Here is a 16,334-nt window from a genome sequence, read left to right on the forward strand (position 1 = left end):
GACTGACTTGTTTGCCAAGTCGAGCATCTTGGCTCGACGGGGCTCCTTGTGTGAGATGACGTGTGGCATAGGCCTTCCTTCCGAAGGTTCCGCCCGATGGCGGATCTCTTTCGTTGGAAGACGGCCCACTCCTCAGATCCGGCTGCCGAAACGCCGGCAAAGCCAGTGGGTTGTGCCACAACCTGATCTTCAGGAGAAAGAGAATTGATCTGGAGAAGGTCCATACAGAGAGCGTAACTGTCGCCTGTGACAGGGTGCCCGCTACCAGCCGGTTTGTGTCAATTCACAAGGTCTCGCGGCCTGTACGCGGCCTGCAGATGATCAGAGAATGTGATCATCCCACTGTGAAAACCTGTTGTGATGAAGAGGTTCGTCGGGATCATCGTTGCTGGAGGTCTTCTGGCTGGGTGCGGAGGGGCGACGACCGACACGGCGTTGCAATCCGAGTCCTCGGTGACGCCGACCACCACCGTGGATACCACCACCACCGCGGCACCAACCACCACCGCGGCACCAACCACCACATCCGAGCCGACCACCACCGCTGTATCAACCGCCACATCCGAGCCGACCTGGACGTCTGATTCGACCTGGGACATGTGCCTCGTGACCGCCCCCGCGGGCCGCAGGTACGAGTGGCTCAACCACGAAACCTGGATGTCCCTCGAGCGGCAGCGCCGGGAAATCCAGAGATCCCTCATGCCGGACGGAGGTGGCGCCACCACCGCATCCGCCGCTTCTCGGGAAGCGGGTGACCACGTGGCCCTGATCGACGGCTTCGCCGACGCGCGCTGTGACCTCATCGTCACCATCGGAGCCGAAATGGGCGAGGCGACGACGGCCAGTGCCCGTCGGCATCCCGATGTCGACTTCATCGGCATCGACCAGCACCACGGCGAGGAACTCCCGAATCTGGCCGGGCTGGTCTTCCCCGAGGATCGTGCAGGGTTCCTCGTCGGAGCACTCGCCGCGTCGGCGACCGTGACCGAGATCGTCGCCGTGGTGTTGGATTCGGGCACCGAACCCTCGTCGGTCGCCTACGGCACCGGCTTCACCAACGGGGTTGCCCACGTCGATCCCGACGTCGAGGTCCTCTCGATCGTCCACCCGGGCGACAGAGGGGAACCGGACGCCGACTGGGGAGCGACCGCGGCCCGTGAAGCCCTCGATGGCGGCGCCGACGTCGTGTTCGGACCCGGGAGCGGAAGCGGGCGCGGAGTGCTGGTGGAGGTGGCCGGAACGGGGTACAACGCCCGAAACGGAGCACTATGCATTGGCGCAGAGGCCGACGATTGGCTTCAGGTGATCAAGGCCCGGCGGTGTCTGCTCACCAGCGTCTTGAAACTGCCCAACGAATTCCACAGCATGTACTGGCGCCCGGGTCGGCCGTCTCACATCAAGCATTACGAGGAGGCGCTGGACCTGCCGGCCGAATACGAGAGCGAGCGCTCCTACTCCACGCTGGCCCTCATCAACCAGGAGTTCCTCCTCGGAGGCACCCCATCCGGTGGTCACGTCGGACCAGTCGGCCTGCACTTCTTCAACCTCTGGGGCGCCCACAAGACGGGAGTCCCTAATCGGACCTTTTGGCCATCCGACGATCTCAAGTCGATGCTGGCCGACCTCACCGGGGCCCTTTGGACCGGCGAGGTCCCGGCCTCGTAGGGACCCGACCTTCAGGCCAACGCGTCGACCGCCCCTGTGAAGACCTTGTCCAGACGGGTTAGGCACTCACGTTCGGCCCAGGCCCGGCACTCAGTCTCCTGAGCGCCAAGGCTGCGGTTGTCGCCCTCCCGGTCGTCTATCGCCGAGCGGCGTACGTAGATCGCTGCTGAAGTTTCCATACCATCCCCCATGGGTGTTGATGCACTGGGTGTGCACCTCCACCGCCATGCGGGAGGTCATTTCAAAGTGTGGAATAGGTCTCGTGCGTCGGGGGGCGTACCACTCAACGGATCAGGAAATCAACTCGGGTGCTCATACGATCCTGACGCTACCGGTCGGGGTGATTGGGCTCAGCGGCTACTGCGCCGGCGTGGAGGCCATGCGACCATCGGAGACGAGTAGAACCTTCCCGGAGCGCAGTCCGGACGGTCAGCCATGCCACGGCGGACAGAGCCACCCCGCCCCCTACCAGAGTGCTAGTCGCCGGAACCTCGCCGGGCCAGGCCCACAACCAGAGCGGCGCCAGCACGACCTCAGCGATCAGGAGCAAAGAGGTCTCCGCAGGGGGCACGAACCGATGGGCGTAGTTGAACACCGGTGTGCCCAAACCGATCAGTAGTCCCCCGGCGATACAACCCATAGCCACGTCCCGGATCGGCAGGTCGAGGCCCGGCCCAACCAGTGACACCAGGCCAGCCACCACGGCAACCACGAAGCCCCCGACCACAGTCGGAACCCCCGGGTCCCGGGCCGGGGAACTACGGATCAGGACCACGTATCCGCCCAGGCCGACCGGAAGCAGGAGAGAGAACAGAATCCCGAGGCGATCACCGCCATCAAGCCCTCCTTCCACCATGATCACCACACCGATCGACGCCACGAGCATGGCTGCCACCGTGTCCCGTCGGACCCTCTCCCGGAGGAACACACGACCAAGGATCGCCGCGACGAACGGGCTGGTGCACTGCAACAACAGGACGAACGCAGCAGTGGCCCGGCTGAGCGACAGGATGAACAGGACAAAGCAACTTCCTAGGACCAGGCCAGCCAACGCTTGCCAAGGGCCTGCTTCGACGATCGAACGGATCGGATTCCGACCGAGAACCATGATGGTCAGCGTGGCGACCACAGCGGCCGAGAAGCTCCTGTAGAACAGGTACTGCCAGGCGTCGGCCTCCAGCAGAGCGCGGAAGGTCAGCGGTCCGAGACTGAAGGTGGTCCCCGCAGCCAGGACCAACATCGACCCCTGGAAGCGGGTGAGCACTCGGTCCACGCCATCCACGCTACGGGCCGACCAGCAGCCCTGCCAAAACACCTCGGTGGTCAGTCGAGCGTGACGATCACGGCACAGTCCCCGTTGGGTTTCCTTCCAAGGAGTCGTCCCACGGCACTGGCCAACCAGGTGCCGACATACTGGATTCCGTACTTTCGCCGTATGGCGGTGCGAACTTCCCGGTAGGCATCACCGTCGACGACCTCGGCCGTGCCAGACACGGCGGTGGAGCCCTCGGTGACGGTCCCACCCATGTCGCTGGCCTGAAGCTCGACGGCTGGGTCGTGGCGGAGTCTGCGGACCTTCCATTTAAGAAGAGCGAGGACGACTGACCTAGTCCGTTCTGGCAGGGCTGTTTGTCGCCAGGCTTTCCACGCGTTTTCCCATCCCGTCGAAAAGTCCCGGCAGGAGCGGAACCGTGGACGCGGGCCAACCCGTGGACTTCGCTGCTATCCCAACGAATACAGGGGTCGGCTGGAATTGCGGAAACCAGCAGAATCAACGCCGGGCGATCTTTTAATCCTCAGGTGCCGGGTTCGAGCCCCGGGCGACCCACGACCGGCCGGTGGTCTCCGCCCTACTCGCCGATGTCCTCGTTCCAGAGGTCCGGGTGCTCGGCGATGAAGGTGGTCATGAGGTCTACGCACACGGGATCGTCCACGACCTCGACGACGACGCCCTGGTCCCGGAGGAGCTCCTCAGGACCCTGAAACGTCCGGTTCTCCCCGACCACCACCCTCGGGATGCCGTAGAGCAGCACGGCGCCGGTGCACATCGAGCACGGCGAGAGCGTCGAGTAGAGCACCGATCGTCGGTAGTCGGCGGCTGTCAGCCGCCCGGCATCCTCCAGCGCCGCCATCTCAGCGTGGAGCACCACCGACCAGCGCTGCACCCGCTGGTTGTGCCCCCGCCCGATGACCTCCCCGTCGATCACCAGGACCGAACCGATGGGCACGCCGCCCTCGGCGAGCCCGATCCGCGCTTCGTCGATAGCCGCCTGGAAGAAGGTGTCGGTCACGCGTGCAGCCTCTCAGCCTTCCGGGTCGACGAGGGCGCACGGGTCCACGCCTCGCATCGCCAGGACGCGTTCGACTGCCTCGTCCAGCCAGCGCTCGTCCAGTGACCCGTCGTCGAGGGCGACCATCAGGCTCCAGGCGGCAGGGACCACATTCTCATGGGGACCGACCATCAGCAGGTCGGCCCCGGCGATCAGGGCCAGGCGTGCCGCCGTCGGGACGTCGATCATCTGGGCCACGGCACCCATGGAGAGGTCGTCGGTGATGACCACGCCGTCGAATCCGAGCTCGTCGCGCAGGATTCCAGTCACCGCCGCTGCCGACAACGAAGAGGGCACGCCGTCGGTCAGGCCGGGCACGACGAGGTGTCCGACCATGACCGCGGCGCCATCCGGTAGGACGCCGAACGGCAGAAGGTCCACGAGGCGCAGGTCGTCGAGTGGCGGGGTGGTGGCCGTCTCCTCGTGGCTGTCGGCGTTGGCCCGGCCATGCCCCGGGAAGTGCTTGGCCACCGGCACCAGCCCGCCGTCCAGAATTCCCTCGGCGAACGCCAGCCCGTGGGTGGACACCACCATCGGATTGTCAGAGAACGAACGGGTACCGATTCCCGGGCCTGACCCCACGTCCAGGACTGGCGCCAGGTTGACCGTGACACCGAGGGTGGCGATGGCTACCGCCCGCTCACGGGCCAGCTCCCGTACGTCACCGATCGGCATCGCACCCATCTCGGCCGCCGACGGAAGCTCGCCCAGGAGCGCGCCGAAGCGCTGGACGGTGCCTCCCTCCTCGTCCACGGCTATGACCACCGGCCCGGTGGCCGAGGCTTCCTGCACCGCGGCGACCGCTGCCGGGAACCCGTCTCCCGGCGAGCCGATGACCACCGCACCTGCGACCAGGCCCCGCCCGGCCAGGTCGGCGATGACGACCAGCCCGGCCTGGTCCACGACCGGGAGCAGGACCTGTCCGACGCGCAGCCCGATCGGAAGGTCACCCACGCACTGGATCGCCGTGGGACCCGGAGGAAGGGTCGTGGTGGTCGTCGTCGTGGACGTCGTAGTGCTCGTGGTCGTCGTGCCGGTGGTCGGATCCGGCGCCGCAGCGGTGGTTGTGGTTACCGCCACCGTGGTCTCCGGTGACGCCTCCTCGGCCGAACCACACCCCCCGGCGACCAACGCCAGGACTCCGGCAACTACCAGGCACCGCATGGTGCCAGTGCACCACATCGCGGGCACCGACAGGCAGCGACCCCGACACGGGCCCCCGCTGGCCTCCGAATAGCCTGAGGCGATGCGAAACCTGCTCGTCGGATTCCTGGCGATCGCCACGGTGGTCGCCGTGCTGTTCTTCGGGCTGGGCGGCGCTACCGGGCCTCAGGCCCCGACCGTTGTGGCGGTCCCCTCCACGACGGTGGCGCCTGGAACCACCGCGGAGCCGGCCGCCACGGAGGCTGACGACGCTGAGCCCACCCTCGTGGCCGTGACCACGACGAGTTCCACAGTCCCGGCCGCCACCATCCCGCCCAAGCCGATCGGCACCCTGCCACCCATCAGCGACCTGGGCGTAGCGACGCTGGACGCCACCTCGTCGGTCAGCACCGTCGGCATCGACCGGATCATGTTCGGTATGACCGTCCACGACGCCCAGGTGGCAGCCGGCAGCCGGTTCACCCCGGTCACCCCGATCGGGCACTGCTATCTGGTTACGCCTGACGACGGCCAGGCCGGCCTCACGTTCTGGGTGGTGGCCGGAACCGTCGAACGGGTCGACGTCGACACCCGCACCATCACCACCCGCTCGGGGGCAGGCATCGGCAACACCGAGGACCGCATCCGCGAGATGTTCGGGGAGCGCATCCACACGACCCCGCTCCCCGACGGTTCGGGAAACCTGCTCGCCTACGTCCCCAAGGACGTGGCCGACGCCACCTACAGGGTGATGTTCCTCACCAACGGCGTGCAGGTCATCCGCCTCTGGGCCGGCCGCCTCCCCTGGGCAGAGGAACTCGGCGGCTGCCCGTCCTCCTGAACGACCTGCATCCCGGGGCAACCCACCGGACCCGCTCAGTAGCCCTCGGGCAGGTCGTGTACGTAGTCCTCGCAGCTCACGAAGACCGCCCCGTACCCGACCCGCTCCCCCCGCCCTGACCCCAGGTCCAGGCCCCGGGTCCACTCGATTGCCCCGGCGCTGATCGTGCCATCATGGACGAACACCTCCAACGGTCCGTCCAACGTGGCCTCGTAGCGCACCGACCCCCCGACGGTCACACCCACATAGGGCTGGCCCAGGAACCCCTGGATGAGCGCCTCCACGTGCTGGCCGCTCTCCGGATGCTCCCCCACCCCGATCGCCACCACGTCGCCGGGCCCGGGTGCATAACAGGTGAAGGCCAGGTCGAACGTCAGCTCGCCGACCTGTACCCAGCCGGTGGTCACGATGTCCGGCTCCGGAACCGCGGTCGACGTGGTCGGCGCCCCAGCGACGGGCACCGTCTGGACCGCCGGTCCGTCATCACCACAGCCCGCCACCACCAGGGTCCAGGCCAGCACCGCCAGGGGAAGTCGCCGGCCGGTCACGACCCGCCACCGTGCACGACGAGCAACTCGACCATCCGGTCGCCGTGGCGGCGCGATTCGACTCCGTCCGGCAACGACCGGACGAGCGACACGCCGGCATGGTCCTCCACCACCAGGGCCGACTCCGCGGATCGTCGGAACGCCGCCGTCACGGCCGTGGTCCACTCGGCCACTACCGCCTGGAAGGCCCAGCCCAGGAGGTCGGGCACCACCAGCCCGACCTCCGGCGACAACCCGCCGCCCTCCCAACGGCCGACCTCCTCCCAACGACCCGGACGGTCGGCGAGCGCCAGGCGCAACCCGGCCCCCCGTAGGCGCCGCATCAGGTCGCGTCCGCGGACCGCCTCGGCCCCCATCGCCAACGCCTCGGCCCTCACAGCCTCCGGCACGTCGTAGTGGTCGCCCTGGAAGGACATCCGGCGAAGGCCCAGGCGGTCGGCGAACCCATGGAGCTCGGCAATGCTCACGTCGCTCACCAGGTGGGCCCACCGGGCACCCCGCCATGGCCATACGGCCTCGTCGACCAGCACGGCCATGGGACCATGTTGACCTACGTCGACCCGTCGCCGCCAGACGCACCTGCCCGTCAGCCTGACCCCGCGCCGTCCGGGTCGGGGTGGGAGACTCCGGCGCATGGCGCGGGTCGACCAGCAGGACACCATCACGCTGCGCCTCCCAGCGTCCCTGGACTTCGCCGATCTTCCCCGGGTGGGCCTGGCCGCCCTCCTCCGGATCCACCGCATCGACCCGGGTGACGTCGGAGACCTGGCCACGTCAGTCCACGAGACAGCCACGAAGCTGGCCGCCGCCGGGTCCGAGGTGGTGGTCGAGTTCCGGGTCACGGATGCCGAGGTGGCCGTCGACCTGACCGGGGACGGTCGCACCATCCGGATCAGCTCGCCGCGGAGTTGAGCAGGGCGATCAGGCCCGACGGACCACGGCCCACGTAGCCTCGCCCACCGCCGAGGCAATGGCGCGCCACCCCGAGCCGGAGGCAGCCTCGAGCGAGGCGACCACGTCCCCGGTCGACAGGTGGATCGGCGTCTCGGACCCCCGGCTGTTGACCCACACCACCGCTCCGACAGCGCCAAGGCAACGGTCCACCTCGGCCGGGAACAGCAGCATGTTCTGGAGGACGAACACGTCGACCACGCCGTCGGCCAGCGGCAGGCGCGATGCGTCTGCACACAGCAGTGGCGGCGCCCCGTCCACGGCGTGGGCGAGCATCATCGGGGACAGGTCGGCGGCCACGTAGCGGTCGAACCGTCCAACCAGGTCCCGGGCCGAGATGCAGGTTCCAGCACCCAACTCGACGACCGTCCGGCCCTCGACCCGTCCCCGGTCCAGGGCGTCCAGCAGCGGCGCGTTCCTTCCGGGATGGTCGCGGGTGGCCGTCCACCCGGGGGCAAGGGAGTCGAACAGCGCCCGCACCTCGCCCAGCACCTCGCCGTTCCAGGTGCCCCGGTGGGCGACCTGCTCGGTCACCTCGCGCATGCGGTGGTTGACGACCGTGCCCCGGGTCCCCTCGTCGAGCCCGGCGACCGGCGGGAGGTACTCGATGGCTCCAGTGGACATCTGACCCGGCGCCGCTCAACGACCGGTGGAACCGAAGCCGCCCTCGCCGCGGTCGGACACCGGCAACTCGTCGACCTCCACGAACCGGCACTCCTCGACCCGTTGGATGACCAGCTGGGCTATGCGCTCGCCTCGCACCACCTCGAACGGTTCGGTGGGGTCCGTGTTGACGAGCAGCACCTTCAGCTCCCCCCGATAGCCGGAGTCGATCAGGCCGGGGGTGTTCAGGCAGGTCACCCCGTGCCTCAACGCCAGCCCGCTGCGGGGCTGCACGAACCCCGCATAGCCGTCGGGGATGGCGACGGCCGCCCCGGTCGGAACCAGCGCCCGCCCGCCACCGGGGGCCAGCGTGACGTCCTCGGCGGCCACCAGGTCGGCACCGGCGTCACCGGACCTGGCGTATGCGGGTAGGGGAAGGTCCGCGACGAGTCGGACAAGGGGGATCTCCAGCACGGCGGCGACCCTAGCCGGGAGCATCCGACCCGAGGCCGTAGGCTCGGCGACGTGCTGGCATGGATTGACCTCGAGATGACCGGGCTGGACCCGGGCTCCGACGTGATCGTCGAGATCGCCACGCTCGTGACCGACGACGACCTGGAGATCATCGCCGAGGGCCCCGCCCTGGTGGTCCACCAGCCACCCGAGGTGCTCGACCGCATGGGCGAGTACGTCCGGGCGATGCACACGAAGAGCGGCCTGCTGGAGGCCATCGCAGCCTCCAGCACCACGCTGGCCGAGGCCGGCGAGGCGACGCTGGCGTTCCTGCGGGAGCACCTGGGCGAACCGGGCACCGTGCCGTTGTGTGGCAACTCAATCGGCACCGACCGACGGTTCCTGGCCCAATGGCTCCCCGAGGTCGAGGAGTTCCTCCACTACCGGTCGATCGACGTCTCGACCATCAAGGAACTGGCCCGACGCTGGAACCCGGAGGCCCTCAAGTCGGCGCCCGAGAAGTCCGGCGGCCACCGAGCCCTGGACGACATCCGTGAGTCCGTAGCCGAACTTCGGCACTACAGGCAGCACCTGTTCCCAAAGCCGGCCGACTGACCAGCCGCTTCGGCCGCGGGATGCACTCCCTCCTAGGGTGGCGCAGTGACCGAGGCGACCGCTCCCGACGGGGGACCCACCAGGCCCGTCCGCCAGGAGCAGGAGGATGCGTCGCCCGACGTGACCGAGGTGGCGCCCGGGCTCTACCGGTTCCAGCTCCCCATATCGATGCCGGGGCTGGGCCACGTCAACTGCTACGCACTCGAGGACTCGGACGGCTTCACCGTCGTCGACCCCGGCCTACCCAGTGCGGATTCATGGGAGGCCCTCGGCGACCGCCTCGCCCAGGTCGGTGCCCGCTACGGGCACGTCCACACCGCCGTGGTGACACACAGCCACCCGGACCACTTCGGAGGCGTCCACCGGCTGCGCGACGACCACGGCACCCGGGTCCTGACGCATGCCGACTTCCGGTCGGTGTGGGTCGACGCCGACCTCACCGAGGACCTCGGCGCCGACGAGCTGGACCTGGCCGACGACGAGCACATCGAGAGGTTGCGCTCCACGATGAACCGACCCACCCCGTGGGGAGCGACCCGGACGCCGCCTTCGGCAGCCGAACTCCGCAAGTGGTCGGAGATGGACGTCACCGGCGGCTCCCGGTCCTGGATGGTTCCAGAGCCCTCGGTCACCGTCGACGACGGCGAGGAGATCAGCCTCGGCAGGCGGACCTGGCTGACCATCCACACCCCCGGACACACGCACGACCACCTCTGCCTCTTCGACCCGGCTGACGGACTGCTGTTATCCGGCGACCACGTGCTGCCCACGATCACCCCGCACATCGGCGGAATCGGCCCCATGGACGACCCCCTGGCCACCTTCTTCCGGTCCCTGGAGCGCATGAAGGAGCTGCCGGGGGTGAGCAACGTCCTGCCGGCCCACGGTCATCCCTTCACCGACGTGGGAGGCCGGGTGGATGCCATCCTCGGCCACCACGAGGACCGTCTGGAAACGATCCGGGAGGCCGGCGACGACCTCGGCGATGGCACGGTGGAGTCGTTCATGCGACGTCTCTTCAAGGAACGCTCGTGGGGTGACATGGCAGCCAGCGAGACCTACGCCCACCTCGAGCACCTACGAATCCTTGGCAGGGCGACCCGTGACGAAGTCGCAGGTCAGACCATATATCGGACTCACTGATTTAATCGTTTGACGGGTGGGCACCCGGCCGAGGAGAGTGATGGCCGTCCGGACACCCGTAGTATGGACGTCCGGCCGGGTGGAATCAGCCGCCCGACGAGCACAGGAACCCACGGAAACAGACCCACGATGAACGAGCTCCACTGCAACCGTCACGGCCATTCGGCCGGCGCGCACGTGTTCTCGTCGCGTGCACATCTGTCCGTGAAGCCGGACACGTCGATGAACGTCGCCTATCCGGCGTCGACGAAGACCGTGTTCCGGACCACCGGTTTCTGGACCATCCACCAGCGGCCCCGGGGAGCGAACAGCTGATCAGCTGAACGCAGACAAACCCCCGAGGCCGCCGGAGAAATCCGGCGGCCTTCTCCGTTTTTCAGCCCACCGACCTACCGGCGTCCCATAGGGACAGACCACAACCAACAGAGAGAAAGCAGCAGGACCATGCAGGCACTGACGTACGAACGGGAGACCTGGCGCCAACAGGCCGCCTGCGCCCGCCTGGGCGTCCCCACGGGTGTCTTCTTCTCCGACGACCTGGGCGACATCGCCCAGTCCAAGCTCATCTGCGCCGACTGCCCCGTGATGGAGTCGTGCCTCGAGGGTGCCATCAGGCGTGGCGAGCCATGGGGCGTGTGGGGCGGACAGCTCTTCCGCAACGGACACATCCTGACCACCAAGCGGCGTCGAGGACGACCCTCCAAGGTGCCGCGCCCCGAAGACCAGCTCCCGGTGGTGCCGATACCCGTGCGCCTCCAACAGGAACTGCTCTCGGCCTGAACCGCCCCTCCAGCGGACGCAGCTCCGCCGGTCCGACCCCCCACCGGACCGGCGGAGCTGTGACACACGGATCGCCAGAAGCACGGGCCGGGGTGACGCCTAGGCGAGCCCCGGCCCGTGGGCACCAATCCGGGCTCCGACTACGGTCTGGCGTCGTGACCCGACGACTCAGCGGCGCCATCCTGGCCGGGTCCGTCATCCTGGGCGGCTGTGGTTCATCCGATGGAGGCACCGGAGCAGCCTCCGGCGACCCGGTGACCACGATGGCATTCGAGCTGTGGGACGGATCCACTACGACCCTGGCCGACCTTGTGGCCATCGACGGCAGGCCGATCGTCGTCAACCTGTGGGCCACCTGGTGCACGCCATGCCTGGAGGAGATGCCCGACCTCCAGACCATGCACGAGTCCCACGGCCGTGACGTCCGCTTCCTGGGAATCAACGTCAGCGACTCACCCACAAGGTCCGCCCGACTGGTCACCGAACTCGGCATCACCTACCTTCAGGGCCGCGACCCCGAGGGTGGGTTCACCGTGGCGCTCGGCGCCGTAGGGCTACCGGTGACCGCCTTCATCGACTCGGGCGGCGCCCTGGCCCACGTCCACCACGGCCGCCTCGACGCCACGGACCTCGCCGCAGCGATCCTGGAGCACCTCTCGTGAAACGATCCTGGTACCGGAGCCGAACGTGATCAGCGTCGGACTGGCCGTTCCGTTCACCCTCGGCATCGTGACCGCCGTCAACCCATGCGGTTTTGCCATGCTCCCCACCTGGCTCGGATACTTCCTGGGCCGGGACACCGCCGACCGTGAAGCCCGACCCGAGCAGGTCATCCGGGGACTGTCGGTCAGCCTCATCCTCACCGCGGCCTTCGTGCTGGTGTTCGGGGCCCTGGGCCTCGCCGTCAACTCGATCGTCAGCGAGGAGGCCGTCGCCTCCAGGACGCCGTGGGTGACCGTCGTGCTGGGCATGCTGTTCGTGCCCTACGGGCTCGCCCTGCTCACCGGCCGCCAGCTCAGGATCCCGTTCTTCAAGCCCGGGCGGGGACCAAGCAGTCGGGAGGCCTGGTCCGTCCTGGGCTTCGGCATCTCGTACGCCGTGGTCTCGGTCGGCTGTGCGGCCCCCATCTTCCTGTTGCACGTGGCGGGGAGCTTCGGTCGGGACGGCATCGTGGATGGCATCGCCGTCTATCTCGCCTACGCGGCCGGAATGGCGGCCGTCGTCACCTCGCTGACCCTCTCTCTGGCCATCGCCCGCGGTGGGATGGCCCGCCACCTGCGCCGGCTGCTCCCCCACGTGGACCGCATCAGCGCCGTGGCCCTCATGCTGGGTGGCGCCTACCTGATCGTCTACGGCATCTACGAGATCCGCATCCTCCGGAACCCGTCGGTTCCGTCCAACAGAATCGTGGACGCGGTCACCGACCTTCAGTCCCACCTCACCAACTGGGCAGCCGGGATCGGTGGCCTACGGCTCGGCCTGGCCCTCTGGCTGGTGGTGGCCACCCTCATGGTATGGGGCATCAGCCCGGCCCTGGCCGCCGCTACCCGGCGCAACACATGGATCACCCTCCTCGGTGCGTGGCTGGTGGCCGAGGGGCTGTTCCACCGCGGGAACCTGGTGGTCGTACCGGTCGGGCGCCTGTTGCTGGACTGGCCGGCCCGGATACCCAACTGGGTGGACCGGCCCTGGCGCTGGGCCACCCCGTTAGAGCTGGTCGCCACCCTCGTGGTGGCCCTCATCGCCTACGGGATCCTGCGGGGCTTCCTGGCCGGACGCAGACGATGACCCGGGTCACCCCCGATGCCACCGAGCCCGTCGCCGTCACGCCCATCGGGAGCCTGACCGAGCTCCTGGCCCTGGGCGGCGTGTCCGAGGAGTTGGAGATCCGTTCAAGGGTCGGGGTCTGTGCCCTCCACGGCGGCGGCCTTGAGCGGGTCACCGAGGTGGTCGCCCGGGAGGTCGCCGCCCGCACGGGTTCGTCCCTGTACGCCCTGGTCCAGTCGGACGGCTCCCGGCGGCACCTCCCGTCCACCCGCTTCACCTCCGGCGTCTCCGACAGGCTGGACGCCTTCCTCGACAGGGTCGACACGGTGATGTCGATCCACGGATACGGCCGCCACGACGACTTCTGGGCCGTACTCGTCGGCGGCGCCAACCGTCGGCTGGCCCACCACGTGGCCGGCCACCTCCGAGGCACGCTGCCCGAGCACTACCGGGTGGTCGACGACGTGCACGCCATGCCCCACACCCTTCGGGGGATGCACCCGGAGAACCCGGTGAACCGACCTCCGGGTGGTGGGGTACAGGTCGAGCTGCCGCCCAGTATCCGTTGGAACCGTGACCACCGGGACTGGTCCGACCACGCCGACACGCCCCGCTCCGAACACCTGGACCTCCTGATCGACGGCCTGGCGGCCGCGCTCGTGGACCCGCCGGAAGGAACCGGTCCCGTCTCCTAGGGAGCGCGACGCTCGACGGTCCAACCGTCGCCGCGCCGGCGGTACCGCAACCGGTCGTGCAGGCGATCCGGTCGACCCTGCCAGAACTCCACCGAGTCGGGGCGCACCCGGAATCCGCCCCAGTGGTCTGGGCGCTCCACGTCCCGGCCGGCCCACCGCTCGTCGGCCGCTGCAAACGCCCGCTCAAGGACCGACCGGTCGGGGACCACGGCGCTCTGGTCCGAAGCCCAGGCTCCCAACTGGCTGCCCCGCGGGCGTGTCGTCCAGTAGTCGTCGGATTCGTCGTCGGACAACCTCCGGGCGGTCCCGACCACGCGCACCTGGCGCCGCAGCTCCGTCCAGCTGAACGTGAGCGCCGCACGGCCCGTGGAATCCAACTCCACGGCCTTGTCGCTCGTGTAGTTGGTGAAGAACACGAAGCCCCGGTCGTCTATCCGCTTTAGGAGCACGTTGCGGGCCGACGGCCAGCCCTCGGCGGTGACCGTGCTGAGGATCGTGGCATTGGGCTCCCAGTAGCCGGCCGCCTCCACCTCGCCGAACCAGCGATGGAACTGGGCCACCGGGTCGGCGGCCAGGTCGGCCTCGTCGAGGCCCGCGGTCTCATAGGTCTCGCGCACCCGGCTGAGGTCCATCCGGGAAGTCAACACGTCACCACCGGGCCCGGCAAACACCTGAGGCTCGACGAGGCGCGGCCCTAGGGTGCGGGCCATGTTCCGGGTACCGCCGATCGTCAACGTCGCGCTCGGAGGAGCGGTGGGAGCCTCCCTGCGCTGGGTGGTGCTGGACGCCACCGGGGAGGCGACCTTCCCGTGGCCTGTCCTGCTGGTCAACCTGGTGGGTTGCGCCGCCCTCGGCCTGCTCATCGGACGGGACGTCCCACTGTCGACCCGGCTGCTGCTCGGAACCGGGCTGTGCGGCGGCCTCACCACCTTCTCCACGTTCTCCGTCGAGGCCGCTCAGCTGGTGCGGGCCGACGACACGGTCCTCGCCGTCGCCTACGTCCTGTGCTCGGTGGTGGGGGGCCTGGCCGCAGCGGTCATCGGACGGACGGCGGGCGCACGGATCGTAAGCGCCACGTGCTGACCGCCGGCGCCTTCATCGGGCTGGCCGGCGTGGGCGCCGCCGTCCGCTTCCTCGCCGCCGATCGCCGGCCTGGGGGCCACCGTGGAACCCTCCTGGTGAACGTGGCCGGCTCCCTCCTCCTCGGCCTGCTCGCCGGGGTATCTGCGCCGGTCACCGTGGTCGTTGGCACAGGTGGGCTCGGCGCCATGACCACCTTCTCGACGTTCGCCTCCGACACCCTGGCGCTGGCAGCCAACAGCCCGTGGCGGGCCGTCGGCCACGTAGCGACCACTGTGGTCCTGGGCCTGGCCGCAGCGACGATCGGGCTGGCGATCGGTTCCTGAACCCCGGATCCTGAACCCCGGTTCAGGAAGCTCCCGTTCAGGAAGCCCGCCCCAACAGGCCCGGCCTCCCTACGAACCCCGGGTCACCCGATGTGGGTGGCGCCCCGCATGTACCCCTGGAGGACCTCTGGCACGGCGACCGTGCCGTCGGGCTGGCGATGGGTCTCGACCACGGCCGCCCACACCCGGGGCACGGCCAGGCCGGAGCCGTTCAGCGTGTTGACCACCTGCGTGCCCCTGCCTTCTGCCGGCCGGTAACGCACGTTCGCCCGCCGGGCCTGGTAGTCGCTGAACCAGGAGACCGACGAGACCTCCAGCCACTGGTCGACACCCGGGGCGTATACCTCCAGGTCGAAGGTCCGCGCAGACGAGCCCCCCAGGTCACCGGCGCAGAGGTCCAGGACCCGGTAGGACAGGCCCAGGTCGGTGATGGCCGCCTCAGCCCGGGCCAGGATGTCGGCGTGGACCTCGGGGGACTGCTCCTCGGTGGCATAGGCGAGGAGCTCGACCTTGTCGAACTCGTGGACCCGCAGCAGGCCTCGGGTGTCACGGCCCGCCGAACCGGCCTCACGCCGGAAGCACGACGTATGAGCCATGAGCTTCATGGGCAAGTCGGCCTCGTCGAGCACCTCGTCACGACAGAACGACGTGAGCGGTACCTCGGCGGTCGGAATGGCCCACAGGTCGTCACGTTCCAGGTGGTAGGCGTCGTCCTCGAACTTGGGCAGGTGCCCGGTCGACACCATGGTCGCCGTCTTGACCAGCGTGGGTGGTCGCATCTCGCGGTAGGCGTCGGCGTTGCGGTCCAGGCCGTACTGGACGAGCGCCCTGCAGAGGGTGGCCCCCATGCCCGTGTACATCACGAACATGGAGCCGGAGAGCTTGGTCCCCCGCTCCACGTCCAGGATCCCCAACTGCTCGCCGACCTCCCAGTGGGGCACCCGTTGGTGCTCGCTGTAGGCGTCCTCGTCCCAGTGCTCGTACCGGGTGATGACATTGTCGACCTCGCCGGCACCGTCTGGACAGTCGGGTGACGGGACGTTCGGCACCCTGAGCAGGATCTCCCGGATCTCTGCGGCCAGCCCGTCGGCTTCGGCGGCCAGGGCATCCTCCCGGTCGCCGAGCGCCCGACTTCTCGCCTGGAGTTCGGCCGCCTCGTCCGCTCTGCCGTCACGGTGGAGCCCGCCCACCTCCTTCGAGATGGTGTTCACCTCGCTTCGTACCCGGTCCCGCTCCTCGGCCAGGCCACGCTGCCGGGCATCGAGCTCGACGGCCCGATCCAGGCTCGAGGTGTCCTCCCCACGACGGGCGATGGCCCCCTTGACCGCATCGGGATCGGTACGGAGCAGCCGGATGTCGATCACGGCCCCGAACCTAGCGGGACCGTCGTACCG

25 protein-coding genes are annotated in these 16,334 nt (G+C 68.8%); 13 read left to right on the forward strand and 12 right to left on the reverse strand.

The window, feature by feature from the left end:
* Window positions 1-278 precede the first annotated feature (278 nt).
* On the reverse strand, window positions 279-599 hold the full coding sequence (locus tag MK177_03685; protein MCH2426417.1) for a hypothetical protein: 321 nt from the start codon (window positions 597-599) through the stop codon (window positions 279-281).
* A gap of 58 nt (window positions 600-657) precedes the next feature.
* Between MK177_03685 and MK177_03690 the strand changes: the two genes are divergently transcribed.
* The gene (locus tag MK177_03690) at window positions 658-1,665 is read left to right on the forward strand and encodes a BMP family ABC transporter substrate-binding protein (GenBank protein MCH2426418.1); all 1,008 of its coding nucleotides are present in this window, start codon (window positions 658-660) and stop codon (window positions 1,663-1,665) included.
* An 11-nt stretch (window positions 1,666-1,676) separates the two neighbouring features.
* Here MK177_03690 and MK177_03695 read toward each other — a convergent pair whose 3' ends face one another.
* From MK177_03695 to MK177_03715, 5 genes are all read right to left on the reverse strand, one after another.
* The gene (locus MK177_03695; GenBank protein ID MCH2426419.1) at window positions 1,677-1,844 is read right to left on the reverse strand and encodes a hypothetical protein; all 168 of its coding nucleotides are present in this window, start codon (window positions 1,842-1,844) and stop codon (window positions 1,677-1,679) included.
* 149 nt (window positions 1,845-1,993) lie between these two features.
* Window positions 1,994-2,938 (reverse strand): DMT family transporter, encoded by a 945-nt coding sequence (locus MK177_03700; protein ID MCH2426420.1) that lies wholly within the window; start codon window positions 2,936-2,938, stop codon window positions 1,994-1,996.
* A 50-nt stretch (window positions 2,939-2,988) separates the two neighbouring features.
* Window positions 2,989-3,192: a hypothetical protein gene (locus MK177_03705; GenBank protein MCH2426421.1), complete on the reverse strand. Its 204-nt coding sequence runs from the start codon at window positions 3,190-3,192 to the stop codon at window positions 2,989-2,991.
* A gap of 323 nt (window positions 3,193-3,515) precedes the next feature.
* Window positions 3,516-3,956 (reverse strand): nucleoside deaminase, encoded by a 441-nt coding sequence (locus MK177_03710; GenBank protein ID MCH2426422.1) that lies wholly within the window; start codon window positions 3,954-3,956, stop codon window positions 3,516-3,518.
* 12 nt (window positions 3,957-3,968) lie between these two features.
* Window positions 3,969-4,949: a hypothetical protein gene (locus tag MK177_03715; protein ID MCH2426423.1), complete on the reverse strand. Its 981-nt coding sequence runs from the start codon at window positions 4,947-4,949 to the stop codon at window positions 3,969-3,971.
* Window positions 4,950-4,986: 37 nt separating this feature from the next.
* Between MK177_03715 and MK177_03720 the strand changes: the two genes are divergently transcribed.
* Window positions 4,987-5,232 carry a hypothetical protein gene (locus MK177_03720; protein ID MCH2426424.1) on the forward strand — a complete coding sequence of 82 codons (246 nt, stop codon included), beginning with the start codon at window positions 4,987-4,989 and terminating at the stop codon, window positions 5,230-5,232.
* Between the two features lie 9 nt (window positions 5,233-5,241).
* Entirely contained in the window at window positions 5,242-5,979 is a 738-nt protein-coding gene (locus tag MK177_03725) for a hypothetical protein (GenBank protein ID MCH2426425.1), read from the forward strand.
* Window positions 5,980-6,014: 35 nt separating this feature from the next.
* Here the strand turns inward: MK177_03725 and MK177_03730 are convergent, their stop codons facing one another.
* Both MK177_03730 and MK177_03735 read right to left on the reverse strand, forming a co-directional pair.
* Complete coding sequence (locus tag MK177_03730; protein MCH2426426.1) at window positions 6,015-6,527, reverse strand: hypothetical protein; 513 nt, start codon at window positions 6,525-6,527, stop codon at window positions 6,015-6,017.
* Window positions 6,524-7,063 carry a DUF4031 domain-containing protein gene (locus MK177_03735; GenBank protein MCH2426427.1) on the reverse strand — a complete coding sequence of 180 codons (540 nt, stop codon included), beginning with the start codon at window positions 7,061-7,063 and terminating at the stop codon, window positions 6,524-6,526. The genes MK177_03730 and MK177_03735 overlap by 4 nt, the downstream gene beginning before the upstream one ends.
* 97 nt (window positions 7,064-7,160) lie before the next feature.
* Here MK177_03735 and MK177_03740 point away from each other — a divergent pair, with 97 nt between their 5' ends.
* The gene (locus MK177_03740) at window positions 7,161-7,439 is read left to right on the forward strand and encodes a hypothetical protein (GenBank protein ID MCH2426428.1); all 279 of its coding nucleotides are present in this window, start codon (window positions 7,161-7,163) and stop codon (window positions 7,437-7,439) included.
* A 9-nt stretch (window positions 7,440-7,448) separates the two neighbouring features.
* Here MK177_03740 and MK177_03745 read toward each other — a convergent pair whose 3' ends face one another.
* Together MK177_03745 and dut are read right to left on the reverse strand one after the other, a co-directional pair.
* Window positions 7,449-8,102, reverse strand: coding sequence for a class I SAM-dependent methyltransferase (locus tag MK177_03745; GenBank protein MCH2426429.1), 654 nt, complete (start codon window positions 8,100-8,102; stop codon window positions 7,449-7,451).
* Window positions 8,103-8,117: 15 nt separating this feature from the next.
* Window positions 8,118-8,555, reverse strand: a complete 438-nt coding sequence (gene dut / locus MK177_03750) for a dUTP diphosphatase (protein MCH2426430.1) — start codon at window positions 8,553-8,555, stop codon at window positions 8,118-8,120.
* A gap of 51 nt (window positions 8,556-8,606) precedes the next feature.
* On the opposite strand from dut, the gene orn reads away from it, so the two are divergent.
* From orn to MK177_03785, 7 genes are all read left to right on the forward strand, one after another.
* On the forward strand, window positions 8,607-9,149 hold the full coding sequence (gene orn, locus MK177_03755) for an oligoribonuclease (protein MCH2426431.1): 543 nt from the start codon (window positions 8,607-8,609) through the stop codon (window positions 9,147-9,149).
* 45 nt (window positions 9,150-9,194) lie between these two features.
* Window positions 9,195-10,292 (forward strand): MBL fold metallo-hydrolase, encoded by a 1,098-nt coding sequence (locus MK177_03760; GenBank protein ID MCH2426432.1) that lies wholly within the window; start codon window positions 9,195-9,197, stop codon window positions 10,290-10,292.
* A gap of 129 nt (window positions 10,293-10,421) precedes the next feature.
* Window positions 10,422-10,607 carry a hypothetical protein gene (locus MK177_03765; GenBank protein MCH2426433.1) on the forward strand — a complete coding sequence of 62 codons (186 nt, stop codon included), beginning with the start codon at window positions 10,422-10,424 and terminating at the stop codon, window positions 10,605-10,607.
* Window positions 10,608-10,736: 129 nt separating this feature from the next.
* Window positions 10,737-11,072 (forward strand): WhiB family transcriptional regulator, encoded by a 336-nt coding sequence (locus tag MK177_03770; GenBank protein MCH2426434.1) that lies wholly within the window; start codon window positions 10,737-10,739, stop codon window positions 11,070-11,072.
* Between the two features lie 155 nt (window positions 11,073-11,227).
* Entirely contained in the window at window positions 11,228-11,734 is a 507-nt protein-coding gene (locus MK177_03775) for a TlpA family protein disulfide reductase (GenBank protein ID MCH2426435.1), read from the forward strand.
* Window positions 11,735-11,759: 25 nt separating this feature from the next.
* Window positions 11,760-12,860 carry a hypothetical protein gene (locus MK177_03780; protein ID MCH2426436.1) on the forward strand — a complete coding sequence of 367 codons (1,101 nt, stop codon included), beginning with the start codon at window positions 11,760-11,762 and terminating at the stop codon, window positions 12,858-12,860.
* Entirely contained in the window at window positions 12,857-13,534 is a 678-nt protein-coding gene (locus MK177_03785) for a poly-gamma-glutamate hydrolase family protein (GenBank protein ID MCH2426437.1), read from the forward strand. The genes MK177_03780 and MK177_03785 overlap by 4 nt, the downstream gene beginning before the upstream one ends.
* Here the strand turns inward: MK177_03785 and pdxH are convergent.
* Window positions 13,531-14,166: a pyridoxamine 5'-phosphate oxidase gene (pdxH, locus tag MK177_03790; GenBank protein MCH2426438.1), complete on the reverse strand. Its 636-nt coding sequence runs from the start codon at window positions 14,164-14,166 to the stop codon at window positions 13,531-13,533. The two genes, MK177_03785 and pdxH, sit on opposite strands and share 4 nt — an antisense overlap.
* A gap of 76 nt (window positions 14,167-14,242) precedes the next feature.
* On the opposite strand from pdxH, the gene crcB reads away from it, so the two are divergent.
* Both crcB and MK177_03800 read left to right on the forward strand, forming a co-directional pair.
* Window positions 14,243-14,617 (forward strand): fluoride efflux transporter CrcB, encoded by a 375-nt coding sequence (crcB, locus tag MK177_03795; GenBank protein MCH2426439.1) that lies wholly within the window; start codon window positions 14,243-14,245, stop codon window positions 14,615-14,617.
* Window positions 14,611-14,940: a CrcB family protein gene (locus tag MK177_03800; protein MCH2426440.1), complete on the forward strand. Its 330-nt coding sequence runs from the start codon at window positions 14,611-14,613 to the stop codon at window positions 14,938-14,940. Before crcB ends, MK177_03800 begins: the two co-directional genes overlap by 7 nt.
* 83 nt (window positions 14,941-15,023) lie before the next feature.
* Here the strand turns inward: MK177_03800 and serS are convergent, their stop codons facing one another.
* Entirely contained in the window at window positions 15,024-16,304 is a 1,281-nt protein-coding gene (serS, locus tag MK177_03805; protein MCH2426441.1) for a serine--tRNA ligase, read from the reverse strand.
* Between the last annotated feature and the right edge of the window lie 30 nt (window positions 16,305-16,334).

The sequence above is a fragment of the Acidimicrobiales bacterium genome, assembly GCA_022452145.1.
GTDB lineage: Bacteria > Actinomycetota > Acidimicrobiia > Acidimicrobiales > MedAcidi-G1 > UBA9410.

Bases quoted from the DNA above. Each gene is read 5' to 3' on its own strand.
- MK177_03685 (MCH2426417.1), bottom strand. From the start codon at position 599: ATGTCCCAGGTCGAATCAGACGTCCAGGTCGGCTCGGATGTGGCGGTT.
- MK177_03690 (MCH2426418.1), top strand. From the start codon at position 658: ATGTCCCTCGAGCGGCAGCGCCGGGAAATCCAGAGATCCCTCATGCCG.
- MK177_03695 (MCH2426419.1), bottom strand. From the start codon at position 1,844: ATGGAAACTTCAGCAGCGATCTACGTACGCCGCTCGGCGATAGACGAC.
- MK177_03705 (MCH2426421.1), bottom strand. From the start codon at position 3,192: ATGGGTGGGACCGTCACCGAGGGCTCCACCGCCGTGTCTGGCACGGCC.
- MK177_03725 (MCH2426425.1), top strand. From the start codon at position 5,242: ATGCGAAACCTGCTCGTCGGATTCCTGGCGATCGCCACGGTGGTCGCC.
- MK177_03735 (MCH2426427.1), bottom strand. From the start codon at position 7,063: ATGGCCGTGCTGGTCGACGAGGCCGTATGGCCATGGCGGGGTGCCCGG.
- MK177_03740 (MCH2426428.1), top strand. From the start codon at position 7,161: ATGGCGCGGGTCGACCAGCAGGACACCATCACGCTGCGCCTCCCAGCG.
- MK177_03745 (MCH2426429.1), bottom strand. From the start codon at position 8,102: ATGTCCACTGGAGCCATCGAGTACCTCCCGCCGGTCGCCGGGCTCGAC.
- MK177_03765 (MCH2426433.1), top strand. From the start codon at position 10,422: ATGAACGAGCTCCACTGCAACCGTCACGGCCATTCGGCCGGCGCGCAC.
- MK177_03770 (MCH2426434.1), top strand. From the start codon at position 10,737: ATGCAGGCACTGACGTACGAACGGGAGACCTGGCGCCAACAGGCCGCC.
- MK177_03785 (MCH2426437.1), top strand. From the start codon at position 12,857: ATGACCCGGGTCACCCCCGATGCCACCGAGCCCGTCGCCGTCACGCCC.
- pdxH (MCH2426438.1), bottom strand. From the start codon at position 14,166: ATGGACCTCAGCCGGGTGCGCGAGACCTATGAGACCGCGGGCCTCGAC.
- crcB (MCH2426439.1), top strand. From the start codon at position 14,243: ATGTTCCGGGTACCGCCGATCGTCAACGTCGCGCTCGGAGGAGCGGTG.